This is a genomic window from Amycolatopsis jejuensis, assembly GCF_000717335.1.
In the GTDB taxonomy this organism is placed as follows: domain Bacteria; phylum Actinomycetota; class Actinomycetes; order Mycobacteriales; family Pseudonocardiaceae; genus Amycolatopsis; species Amycolatopsis jejuensis.
In genome coordinates, this window is sequence record NZ_JNYZ01000011.1 from 369,305 (window position 1) to 381,342 (window position 12,038).

A 12,038-nucleotide genomic window follows, 5' to 3' on the forward strand; every position below is an offset into this window, starting at 1 on the left:
GAACCCCCTAAGCCCGGCCGATGGGCAACTGCGACGGCAGCGCGGCAACCGGCTGTCCAGGTCCGGGAATCCCGGCGAACCGATACGGCACCGGCGCCCGTCCCGGCTGGCAGACCACCACCTCGCCCGCGCCGGTACCCAGTGCGCAAGACGTGAGTGCCGCAGCCACGTCGGAAGCCGCGATCAGCGGGAACTCCAGCTCCGCCAGCTCGGACCGCGCGGCGCCGAGCAGCTCGGTGTCCACCAGACCGGGGCACACGGCATGCAGCCCGACGTTCCGCGCAGCCAGCGTCGGCGCGTAACTGCGCACCAACCCGATCAACGCATGTTTGGTCATCGCGTACACCGGATCGAACGGCACCGCCGTCAACCCGGCCAGCGACGCCGTGACGACCGCATGGCCATGGCTCCGGGTCAGAAACGGCACCAGGGTACGGAGTCCGAACACGACACCGTCCACATTGACCGGCCAAATGCGACGGTACGCGGCAAGGTCGACCTCCAGCAGGTCCGCCTCCCCCAGCGCAACTCCCGCATTGAGGACCACGGCATCGACCGGACGGTCCAACCGCCGCAGCACCGCATCCACCCGAGACCAGGCCCGCACATCGCCGACGTCCACCGCGACCGCGGTGCCGCCGACCTCCGAAGCGACCACCTCGGCCGCGTCCCCGTCGAGGTCCGCCACGACGACATGTCGACCCGAGGAAGCCAGCAGCCGCGCGGTTTCCCGGCCGATCCCGCCCGCTCCCCCGGTGACGACCGCGACGGACTCAGTGCCCATCAAGTGCCCGCAAACGACGCGTCGGCACGTGCTCGCGAGGCACCCCGTCCGCAGGCGCCTGGTACCCCCGCAGCACCCGTTTCGCGACGGCCTCGCGGTGGACCTCGTCCGGACCGTCGTAAATCCGGGCTGCCCGCGCCCGGCGGTACATCCCCTCCAGCGGCAGATCGGTGGAATAGCCGAGCGAACCATGCGCCTGCAACGCACGGTCGATCACTTCATGCAGTACCTTCGCGCCCCAGTACTTGATCGAGCTGATCTCGGTCCGCGCCGAGTCGACCCCGGACGTGTCGATCTTCCACGCAGCCTGCAACGTGAGCAGGCGCAACGCGTTCAGCTCGGTCCAGGAGTCGGCGATCCACGAGCGGATGGTCTGTTTCTCGGCCAGCACCGAACCGTGCGAATACCGGTACAACGCGCGCTCGCACAACATGTCCAGCGCCCGTTGCGCCTGGCCGAGCCACCGCATGCAGTGCTGGATCCGCCCCGGGCCCAACCGGCTCTGCGCGATGGCGAACCCGGCACCGCGGTCGCCGAGCAACGCGTCGGCGGGTACGCGCACGTCCACGAACTCGACCTCGGCGTGGTTGTCGAGACGGCCGTCGCGCGGACGGGGGTCCTCCATCGAACCCAGCTCCCGCAGCACGGTCAGCCCCGGTGTTCCGGCCGGGACGATGATCTGCGACGCCCGCCGGTGCGGTGGCGCATCCGGGTCGGTCACCGCCATCACGATGAAGAAATCCGCCACCGAAGCGTTGGTGATGAACCACTTCCGGCCGTTGAGGACCCAGCCGTCCGAGTCCTCGACCGCGCGGGTCGCGAGCAGCGTCGGATCGGCCCCGGCACCCGGTTCGGTCATCGCGTACGCCGACAGCAGATCACCCGCCAGCAGCGGCTTCAGCCAGCGTTCCCGCTGGTCCGGCGACCCGAACTGGCCTAGGATCTCGCTGTTGCCCGCGTCCGGCGCCTGGGTGCCGAACACGTACGGCGCCAGGTACGACCGGCCGACGATCTCACTCATCAGGCCCAGCTTGACCTGCCCGAACCCCTGACCGCCGAGCTCCGGATCGAGGTGCGCCGCCCACAGGCCGCGCTCCTTCACCTGTGCCTGCAACGGTTTCACCGCGGTCCGCAGTTCCGCGTCGTCGAGGTCGAGGGTCTCCAGCGGGCAGACCTGCTCGGTGACGAACGTCCGCATCCAGTCCAGCTGCTCCGCGAACTCCGGCTCGGTGGAAAACTCCCAGCTCACGCGCCCAACCTCTCCTTCACCCGGAATTTCTGCACCTTGCCCGACGTGGTCCGCGGCAACGGCTCGTGCGCGAGCGTGTATTTCCGCGGGACCTTGTAGTTGGCGAGATGCTGCTTGAGGTACCCGGCCAGCTCGGCCACGCCCAGGTCACTGCCCGGCGGCACCACGACCAGCGCGCTGCCGATCTCGCCCCAGTCCGGGTCCGGCTCGCCGATCACCGCCGCCTCCAGCACCGCGGGATGTCCGGCGATCACCTGCTCGACCTCGGCGGGATACACGTTGAGCCCGCCGGAAATGATCATGTCCTTCGACCGCCCGGCCACGTAAACGAACCCATCCTCGTCGGGGTACGCCAGATCGCCGGTACGCAGCCAGCCGCCCGCCAGCGTGCTCGCCGTGGCATCGGGCTTGCCGTAGTAGCCGATCATCGTGGCCGGGGAACGGCAGATGATCTCCCCGATCTCGCCCGGCGCGACATCACGGCCAGCACCGTCGACGACCCGGACCTGCGCAGCACTGCACGCCCGGCCCGCCGAACCGGGTCTCGCGTGCTCCGCGTCGAGGTACAGCATCATCGTGGGGAATTCGCTCATGCCGTACACCTGGATCAGCGCGCACGACGGGAGCTTGCGCTGTGCGTCCTCGATCGTCGCAACTGGAACCGGTTCCCCGCCGCTGCAGATGATGCGCAGGGAACTGAGGTCGTACCCGGCCAGCCCCGGATCGGCGAGCACCCGCTTGAGCACCGTGGGCACCAGCAGCACCGACGTGACGCCGTAAACCTCCACAGTGGACAGAAACCGGGCCGCGTCGAACCCCGTGCTGGGCGACAGGATCACCCGGCCGCCACGCCACAACGTCGCGAGCGCGAGGTCGTGGAACCCGGCTGCCCAGCACAACGCCGGGACCACCACGAAGACATCATCCGCAGTCACCCCGTAATCGACGATCTGGTGGAACGAATTCCACAACACGGTGGAATGCGTGTGCATCGCACCTTTCGGGACCCCTGTCGTACCAGACGTGTATTGCAGAAGAAACAAATCCTCCGCACGGACCCCGTGATCCGGTACCGCATCGGCGCAGGCGCACAATTCCTCGTAAAGCGAGCTGTCGACGTCGAGGTACCGACGGGAATCCCCAGCGCGCAGGTTGTCCACAGTGTCCGCGAAGGCGTTCTCGTACACCACCCAGGACGCATCGCAATCGTCGAGAATGTAGCGGACCTCGGGTGCCTTCAGCAGGTAATTGATCGGCACCACCACCCCGCCGAGCTTGGCGACCGCGAAGAACACCTCCGCCCATTCGACCCGGTTGTACAACAGCACCGCAATCCGGTCACCTTTCGCGAACCCCTGCGCGGCCAGCCCGGCGGCCAGCCGGTCGGACCGTTCGTCGAGCTCCTCGTAGGCGACGTCCCGGCCCTCGAAGGTGATCGCGATCCGCCCCGGGTTCACGCGACCGGCCGTGCGTGGCTTGCGCAGCAGGTCAGGAACGAGGTAACTGTCCATTGTGGTCCTCTCCAGTCGCCGGGGCCGAGCCGAGCCGCTTTGCTTCCAGTTCCGTTTCCGCACGCAGGACCTGGCGGATCTCCGGCAGCAGCCCGCGCTTGTCGCGGGTCCGCCACAGGTGCTCGATCACCTTCTCGATCCCCTCCAGCAGCATGTCGCGGCGTTCGGGCGCGGGCAGCGCGGCCGGTTCGAGCAGCGCGGCCCACGCCGGGTCGAGCCGGGGCCGCCACTGCGCGGCCGCCGTTTCCAGTGCCGCGAGCGAATCGCCGATCCAGCTGTCGTCCGGGCGTACCTGGCCCGCGACGTCCTTGAGAATGCCCATCGCGGCGATCACCGAAGACCTCGCACGATCGTCGGTGATCGACGGCAGCACGCGTTCGGCGAGGTCGGCCCGGACGGCAGCGAGCAGCCGCTGCGGGCTGATCACGACGTCACCAGCAGGTCGGCGACCATCCGGCGCATCGTCGGCATCGTCGAATGCATCCGCGCGAGCCGCAGGTCGTCGGTGTACTCCAGCTCGAAGTTCCGGCCCGCCTCCAGCCACATCACCGCGTGCCGGACCTGGTGGTACACGATCCAGAACTGCACCGCGTCCCGGTCGACGGCCCGGCCGCGCCGCTCCTCGTACCGGCGCAGGAACACGTCCTCGGGCAGCAGCATGCACACCCGGTCGCTGCCGATCCGGTTGGACGGGCAGCACACCCAGCCGAGGTCGTACAGCGGGTCGCCAAGCCCGGCGAACTCCCAGTCCAGCACCGCGGTGATCGCGTCACCGGCGAAGAGCAGGTTGCCGGTGCGGTAGTCGCCGTGCACGAGCGCGACGTCCTCGTGTTGCGGCTGGTGCGCGCGCAGCCAGCACAGCCCGTCGACCAGCACCGGCTCCGGTCCGCTGCGGACCCGGCCGAGGTACGCGGCCAGCTCGTCCACCTTGTGCGCGGCGAACGACCGGTCGGCTTCGCCGAGAAAACCAAGGCCGACGGCGTCCGGGTCGAGCCGGTGGATGTCGGCGAGCACCTGGCAGAACTGCTCGCCGATCGGCCCGTCGCCCGCCTCCGCCAGGAACCGTCGGCCGTCCGGCGACCACGGCACGAACGCCGCCCCCGGCATCCGGCTGACCACCGAGTACGGGCCGCCGAACAGGTCCGGCGACGCCTCGAACCACAGCGGGCGCGGCACCGGCAAACCGGCCTCGGCCAGCGCGGCCAGCAGCCGGTGCAGCCGCTCCGGCGCGACCTCGTGCCGCGCTATGGTGCCCGGCCGGAACCGCCGGACCACCAGCGTCAGCTCGGACCCCGCCGTGTCGAACGTGAGCAGGCCGGTCTCGTCGGAAAGCCCTTCCCCGGCCAGTCTTCGCGAGCGCAGCCGGACCGGCTGCCCGAGCCGCCCGGCGAACTCGCGTTCCACCTGGTCCCCAGGTGCGTCCAGGATCGTCATGATCAGAAGACCGCCGCGTACATGATCTTCTCCTGGGTGGCTTCCGCGCGGCTGAACTCGGCCGCGACCCGGCCCAGCCGGGTCACCAGGATGCGGTCGGACACGGACAGGATCTCCGGCAGGTACGACGAGATCACGATCACGGCCTTGCCCTCGTCGGCGAGGCGCCGGATCAGCTGGTGGATCTCCTCGATCGCACCCACGTCGACCCCGCGCGTCGGCTCGTCGAAGATCACCACCTCCGGGTCGGCCACCAGCGACTTGCCCACCACGACCTTCTGCTGGTTCCCGCCGGACAGCTCGACGATCTTCGCGTCGTGGTTGATCGCCTTGATGCGTAAGCGATCCGTCCATTCCGACGCCAGCTTCGTCCGCCGGGCGCGGGACAACAGCCAATGCCCCCGTCCCTTGCGCGACGCCAGCTGTCCCAAGTAGAGGTTCTCGGTGACGGTCATCGTCTCGAAGAACCCGTCCTGCTTGCGGTCCTCGGTGATGTACACGATGCCGTCGTCGATCGCCTGCTTCGGGACGCGGTACCGCACCGGCTTACCGTTGAGCAGCACCCGGCCGCCGTGCATGCGGTTACGCTTCAACGCTCCGGCAATGATCTTCGCCGTTTCCGTGCGGCCACTGCCGATCAGCCCGGCGATCCCCAGCACTTCACCGGCGTACGCGGAGAACGACATGTTCTTCACCACCGTGCCCAGCACGAGGTTCTCCACTTCCAGGACCCGCTCGCGCCGGACGTCCGGCCGGACCGGAGCCGTCTCGCGAGCGGTCGCGGTGATCGCGCGCCCCACCATGTACTTCACGACCTCGTCGCGCGTGGTCTTCTTCGCGTCCAGGCAAGCCACCCGCTCGCCATCGCGCAAAACCGTGACCCGGTCGGCGATTTTGAGCGATTCCTCCAGCGCGTGCGACACGTAGATGATCCCGAGCCCGGCGGTACGGAGATCCTCGATCACGTTGAACAGGTGCAGCGTCTCCTCGGGCGTGAGGCTCGCGGTGGGCTCGTCGAAGATCACGATCCGCGCATTCGACCGCAGCGCGCGGGCGATCTCCACCATCTGCTTCTTCGCCGCACCCAGATTGGACACGTACGCCGTCGGGTCGACATGGAAGTTCATCGACTGCAGCAGCTGCTGCGCGCCGATGTTCAGCGAACGGAAGCGGGTCAGCAGCTTCTCGTGCCCGAGCTCGATGTTCTGCGCCGCGGTCATCGTGGGGACCAGGCTGGTTTCCTGGTACACCATGGCAATCCCGTGGTCGAGCGCCTCGTGCGGACGCCGGAAGGTGACCGGCTCCCCGGCGATCTGCAGGTCCCCGGACGAATGCGGGACCGCCCCGGCGAGGATCTTGCACAGCGTCGACTTCCCGGCTCCGTTCTCGCCGACCAGCGCGTGCACCTCACCCGCGTAGAGGTCGAAATCGACGTCCCGGATCGCGTGCACGCCGCGGTAGGTCTTGGTGACCGCGGACATTTCGACCAGCCGGGTGCGTTCCGCCGCCGGGTCGATGTCCAGCTGGTCCAGAATGGACTGGCTCATTCCCACTCTCCCGCCTGCGTGCACAGCACCTCGTCGGCGCCGTGCACGGCCACGAACAGGTGCTCCCCGAGCTGCCGCGCCGAGGTGACGCCGTGCCGCCGCCCGCCGCCGCGGCTGTGCAGGCTCGCCGTCACGTATCCCTCGTCGTCCAGGTGCGCGACCAGGCCGTACGACCTCGGCGGTGCCCACGGCTTGATCACGCCGAGCTTGCGGATCTGCCCGCCCTGCAACGGTTCCAGCCCGGAGCCGAGCGACCGCAGCGCGGGCCGGATCCAGTAGTCGGGTTCGATCGTGCGCATCATTTCCTCGACGTAGTCGCGCTGGCCGAGCACGAACTCCACCAGCAGCGTCCGCAGCGCGAACACGGCAAGCCAGTACCCGCTTTCCCCGGTGTTGATCCGGCCCGGGTAGCCCGGCAGGTTCTGCCGCACCGGCTGCCCGGCGCCGCCGTCGAGCGGGTACCGCATGACCCGGTGCGCCCAGGCCTCGCAGACCAGCAGCGCGTCCTGCTCGCGGGTGAGCGTGACCCCGCTGGCGTACCCGAGCCCGCTGGCCAGCACGGTGGTCTGCGCGGTGCGGGGGTCGTACCGCAGCAACCGGCCCAGCGTGTTCTGCTCCATCAGGTCCCGGATCCAGTCCGGGCCGCAGTGCCGGGTGGACCCATCGGTGACGTACACGGTCCCGTCCGCGGCAACCGTCAGGTCAGTGGGACAGTGCGCCGCCACGACGACTTCAGTGTGTCCGGCTTCAGGGACCCGCACCACCCCGGTACCGGCCACGCATACCAGCAGGCCGCCGTCCGGGGCGAGCGCCAGCGCACCGGCCGGGCCGGGCAACGTCGCGACGACCTCGTGCCGGGTGAATCCCGGGCCGGACCGGCGGACCACCGTGGTCCCGGTGGACACGTAGACGTCGCCGGACCGGCCGGGGCACACGTCCTCCGGCGCGGCCAGCCCGTCGAGCGCGGTTTCGACCTGCTCAAGGGCGTCGTTGGGGGTGAACCCGCCGTCGAGCGGCGGGATCGAGCGGTTCGCGGAACGGCCGGGGAAGAGGAACTCCTTGACCAGTCCCCAGGTTTCGGCTCGTGGCATCGGTCCTCCTCAGCCCACCGTGCTCGCGCGGGCGGAATGCTCCACATCGGACAGTGCGGTTTCCTGGCCGGTCAGCTTGATCCGGCCGATCCGGTTGTTCTCCAGGCCACCGACATACAGGTACCCGTCGTGTTCGCGCATCGACGTGATCGACGCGTGCGACTCCCCACCCGGGTCCCAGTAGGTCTCCAGTACCTCGCCCTGCTCCGACACCTTCACCACGCAACCGTGGTTCATGCTCGGGTACAGCCATTCGTCGCGCGGGATCCGCTTCATCATGCGGCGCCGGAACGTCGGCATCCGCATGGCGAGGTCGTACGCGGGCGAACGCATGCCGTTGAGTGCAACCCAGTAGGCGCCATCGGACGCACGGTTGATGTTGTCGAGGTAACCGGGGAAGTTGTCCATGAAGACCTCCAGCCGCCCCTGGTTCGGCCCGCTGTGCCAGTACCGCAGGATGCGGCACAGCCAGGTCTGCGCGATCAGCAGCGATTCACCGTCGTGACAGCTGCAGATCCCGTTGGGGAACACCAGGTCGCGGAGCACCGTGCGGGTCTTGCCGGTGGCCGGGTCGTAGCACACGAGCCGCCCGTTGGGCCGTCCCTCGACACCGTCGAGAATCCAGTCGGCCATGTCGAACCGCGTCGTGGCCTCGCTGAAGTACACCTTCCCGTCGGGCGTGATGTCGAGGTCGTCGGCCATCCGCAGCCGCGAGTCGTCGCGCAGCCGGGTCCAGGTGCGGCCGGTTTCGTCGGACAGCTTGCGGTGCTTGCCTTGCGGGTCGACGGCGTACAGTCCCATCCCGCCGACGCAGACGATCAGGTTGCCGTCGTGATCGAAACCGAGACCGAGCGGATGTCCGCCGATGCGCGCGAAAATCTCGCGCTGACTGAGGTCCGGCCCGGAAAAGCGCACGATCCAGCCCTGCCGGGTACCGCAGTAGACCCGGCCCTGCGCGTCGACGATCACGTCCTCGGGACCTTCGACCTCGCCGTGCCCGATGGCCTCGGCACCGCGCAGCCGGTCGTTGATCTCGAACGGGCTTCCCGAGCCGGGCCGGATGTCCGGCAGCGGACCGTACTCGACGAGCGTCGGGTTGACATAGGTCTTCTGGATCGCCTTGCCGCGGTTCTTGCCCCACTTCGTGTCGAGCCCGACCGCGACGATCAGCACCACCGCCAACGCCGTCTGCAGCACCTCGCCGCCGACGTTCATCAGCAGCAAACCCTTGCCCAGCAAGCTGATCGTGGCCGCACCGATGAACGCGCGCCACACCGTACCCTTGCCGCCGGACAGGCTGATCCCGCCGAGGATGACCGCGGTCAGCACGTTCAGCTCTAGTCCCTCGCCGACGCGTGCGCTCGCGCTGCTCAGCCGGGCCGCATAGAAGATCCCGGCCAGCGCGCACAGCACCCCGGCGAAGACGTAGCTCACCAGCAGAACGCGCTCCACGCGGATCCCGGCGTGCCGGGCGGCCCGGCGGCTCGCGCCGACCGCGGTGATGTGCCAGCCCAGCCGCGACCGGCTCAGCACCAGGTGCCCGAGCACCAGCACGACGAGCAGCGTGACGAAGCTGAACGGCAGCCCGGCGACCTTGCCCGACCCGAACCAGGTCCAGACCGGGTCGGTGACGAACACCGTCGCGGTCTTGGCGGAGAAGTTGAGGTCGAGCAGGTTCAGCACGCCGCGGAAGATGATCAGCGTGACGAGCGTGGTGAGGAACGGGCGGGCCTTGAGGTAGGCCACGATCACGCCGTTGGTGGCGCCGAGGATCGCCCCGGCCACGAGGGTCACCAGGATCGCCGGCAGCACCGGTACGCCGCCGACGGTGATCAAGAGGATCGCGACCATGTTGCACAGGCCGAACATCGAGCCGACCGACAGGTCGATGCCGCCGGAGATCATGACCACCGCCATGCCGAGGCACACGAGCGCGATCTCGGCGAGCTCGGCCCCCGAGGACAGCAGGTTCGCCGGACTGGCGAAGCCCGGGGCGGCGATCGAGAAGAACACGATCACCGCGATCAGCATCGCGAGCGGGATGGCGGGTTCCATCCACCGCTTCTCGAACAGCTCGGCGAAGAACTGCTGCGGCGACGCTTTGTACTTGAGGTGGCGCAGCCGCCCACCGAGCGTTTCACCGTCCGGGACGTTGCGTTCCGGGGGACGGCGCCGCCGCACTTCCGCAGTAGCCGTCATCATTCTCCCTCTCAGGCCGGGGCTGCCGGGACACCGCACGCGCGGTGTCCCGGCGCGGGGGTCAGCTGACGGTCAGGCCGTCTTTCTTGCCGTCGTAACACATGTTGGGCTGCTGCCAGTTGCTCTTGTCGATCTTCACGAGCGGGGTGTAGTCCGCGACCCGGGACGTACCCGGCGCCTGCCCGGACTGCAGCAGCGACTTGGCGATCGAGACGATGTCACTGCCTTGCGTCGGCACGGAATAGCCGTAGGACTCGAAGAACAGTCCGTCGCGTACACCCTCGCAGGTGATCTGGCTGTGGTCGGACGTGAACACCTTGACCTGGCCGATCTTGCCCGCTTCCTTGATCGCGGTGGCCGCGCCGTACTGCATCTGGTCCCAGAAACCCCAGCTGGCACACAGGTTCGGGTGCTGCTGGATCACCGTCGCGGTGATGTCGTGGGCCTTGGTACGGTCCCAGTTCGCCGCCTGCACCGACACGAGCTTGATCTCCGGATTCTGCCCGAAGACCTCCTTCGCGCCCGCCATCACGTCGAGCGTGAAGCCGGACGTGGCGTCGCCCTGCACGATCTGCACTTCATGCGACGTCGACGTGTCCTTGCCGCATTGCGTCACGATGTCGGTGGCGATGCGGCGGCCGAGGTCGATGGTGTCGGCGCCGACGAACGCGTCCGACTTGTAGTTCGACACCATGTTGATCTGGATGACGTAGATCCCCGCCTGCTGGGCCTGCTGGATGAGCTTGGCGAGGATCTGCACGTCGAAGTTGTGCACCACCAGCACGGCGGGCTTCTCGTTGATCAGCGACTGCACCGCCTCGGCCTGCTTTGCGGTGTCCCAGTTCGGGTCGCGCAGCACGTAGTTCATCCCGGCGGCCTTGAACCCGCGCGCGAGCTGCCGGTTCCACTCCTCGGTGAGCGGCGTGCCCATGCCGACCGGCACGAAGGCGGCCGTTTTCCCTTTCATGCTCTGGATTGCGTGATCCCGGAGCTGCCCGGCCGAGGCGGTGGCCGGCAGCTGGGCACCGCTCGCGGCCGGGGCGTCGGCGGCGCCACCGGTCGAGCATCCGCTCGCCACCAGTGCCGCGGCGGCGGCCAGCGCGCCGATCCGGGCCGCTGCAGAATGGGCTTTTCGCATGGGATGGACCTCCTTGTCCGTTGTGGATGTTCTGCCGATGGGGATTCAGTCGCCTTGCCGAACCGTTTCCTCGTCGCGGGGATGCAGGCGGTTGTCGAGCACGAGAGCGGCGAGCAGGATGAGCCCCTTGACGATGTCCTGCTCGTGGTTGTTCATGTTCAGGATCGTCATGCCGTTGAGCATCACGCCGATCAACGCGGTACCGACGACGACGCTGGCCACGCTGCCGCGTCCGCCGACGAGGCTGATCCCGCCGACCACCACCACGAGCAGCACGTCGTAGATCAGCGAGCTGTCGATCACCTGGGTGTTGAGACCGCCGACCGCTCCCGCGGTGACAAGACCGCCGATGAAGCCGATGGTCGCGCTGCCCAGGTACTCCAGAATCGTGAACGGGCGCACCGAAATCCCGGTGAGCGCGGCGGCTCCGGCGTTGTCGCCGTGGGCGTAGATGAAGCGGCCGGATTTGGTGCGGGACAGCATCAGCTGCGCCAGCAGCGCGACCACGGCGAAGACGATGATCGGCACCGGGATACCGAAAAGCGTGCCCTGTCCCAGCGCGAGCACGAAGTGCCGGTCGCCGGGGAGTTCCGCGATGAGGCCGTCGAGGATGGTCGTGCGGGCGAGACCGTACACGAGCAAGCCGGACGCCAGGGTCGCGAAAAGCGCGGGGATTTCGACGAACGCGATCAGGAAACCGTTGAACAGCCCCATGATCAGCACGACACCGAAGCCCGCGAGCAACGCCACCGGCGTGCTGACCGGGGTACGCATCAGCTGGATCGCCACCGCGGTCGCCACGCCCATCGACGCGATGAGCGACAGGTCCATCCCGCGCGCGATCACCACCACGGCCATCGCCACGCCGAAAATGCCCAGCGACGACACACTGCGGACGAGGTTGACCAGGTTGTTCACGGTCAGGAATCCGTCGAGGGCAACGCCGAACGCCACGAACAACGCGACGACGACCAGCGCCACGAGCTGTTCCTGGGACAGCTTGCCTCTTCCGGCAGACCTCAACCGCACGAGGGTTCCGCTCATCGCTTCTCCGAGTTCCAGGCTCTGTATCGATCGGTCTGTAC

At 68.4% G+C, this 12,038-nt stretch carries 10 protein-coding genes; all 10 read right to left on the minus strand.

Translation table 11 applies throughout. The annotated features are described in order from the left end of the window. Positions 1-7: 7 nt before the first annotated feature. The 10 genes from OO71_RS16915 to OO71_RS16960 all read right to left on the minus strand — a co-directional run bounded on the left by OO71_RS16915 (position 8) and on the right by OO71_RS16960 (position 11,997). Positions 8-784: an SDR family oxidoreductase gene (locus tag OO71_RS16915; RefSeq protein WP_033290700.1), complete on the minus strand. Its 777-nt coding sequence runs from the start codon at positions 782-784 to the stop codon at positions 8-10. After that, a complete protein-coding gene (locus tag OO71_RS16920; RefSeq protein WP_033290701.1) occupies positions 774-2,033 on the minus strand; it encodes an acyl-CoA dehydrogenase family protein in 1,260 nt (419 codons plus the stop codon). Before OO71_RS16920 ends, OO71_RS16915 begins: the two co-directional genes overlap by 11 nt. Continuing rightward, a complete protein-coding gene (locus OO71_RS16925; RefSeq protein WP_051791633.1) occupies positions 2,030-3,544 on the minus strand; it encodes a class I adenylate-forming enzyme family protein in 1,515 nt (504 codons plus the stop codon). Before OO71_RS16925 ends, OO71_RS16920 begins: the two co-directional genes overlap by 4 nt. Beyond that, the gene (locus tag OO71_RS16930) at positions 3,522-3,971 is read right to left on the minus strand and encodes a hypothetical protein (protein WP_033290702.1); all 450 of its coding nucleotides are present in this window, start codon (positions 3,969-3,971) and stop codon (positions 3,522-3,524) included. Before OO71_RS16930 ends, OO71_RS16925 begins: the two co-directional genes overlap by 23 nt. Then, entirely contained in the window at positions 3,968-4,978 is a 1,011-nt protein-coding gene (locus OO71_RS16935) for a phosphotransferase family protein (RefSeq protein WP_033290703.1), read from the minus strand. Before OO71_RS16935 ends, OO71_RS16930 begins: the two co-directional genes overlap by 4 nt. A 2-nt stretch (positions 4,979-4,980) precedes the next feature. Further along, the gene (locus tag OO71_RS16940) at positions 4,981-6,525 is read right to left on the minus strand and encodes a sugar ABC transporter ATP-binding protein (RefSeq protein ID WP_051791634.1); all 1,545 of its coding nucleotides are present in this window, start codon (positions 6,523-6,525) and stop codon (positions 4,981-4,983) included. Beyond that, positions 6,522-7,616 carry an SMP-30/gluconolactonase/LRE family protein gene (locus OO71_RS16945; RefSeq protein ID WP_033290704.1) on the minus strand — a complete coding sequence of 365 codons (1,095 nt, stop codon included), beginning with the start codon at positions 7,614-7,616 and terminating at the stop codon, positions 6,522-6,524. Before OO71_RS16945 ends, OO71_RS16940 begins: the two co-directional genes overlap by 4 nt. 9 nt (positions 7,617-7,625) lie before the next feature. Further along, positions 7,626-9,815: an ABC transporter permease gene (locus OO71_RS16950; RefSeq protein ID WP_156096330.1), complete on the minus strand. Its 2,190-nt coding sequence runs from the start codon at positions 9,813-9,815 to the stop codon at positions 7,626-7,628. Between the two features lie 61 nt (positions 9,816-9,876). Then, positions 9,877-10,953, minus strand: a complete 1,077-nt coding sequence (locus OO71_RS16955) for a sugar ABC transporter substrate-binding protein (RefSeq protein WP_051791635.1) — start codon at positions 10,951-10,953, stop codon at positions 9,877-9,879. 45 nt (positions 10,954-10,998) lie between these two features. Then, a complete protein-coding gene (locus OO71_RS16960; RefSeq protein ID WP_033290706.1) occupies positions 10,999-11,997 on the minus strand; it encodes an ABC transporter permease in 999 nt (332 codons plus the stop codon). Positions 11,998-12,038: the final 41 nt, after the last annotated feature.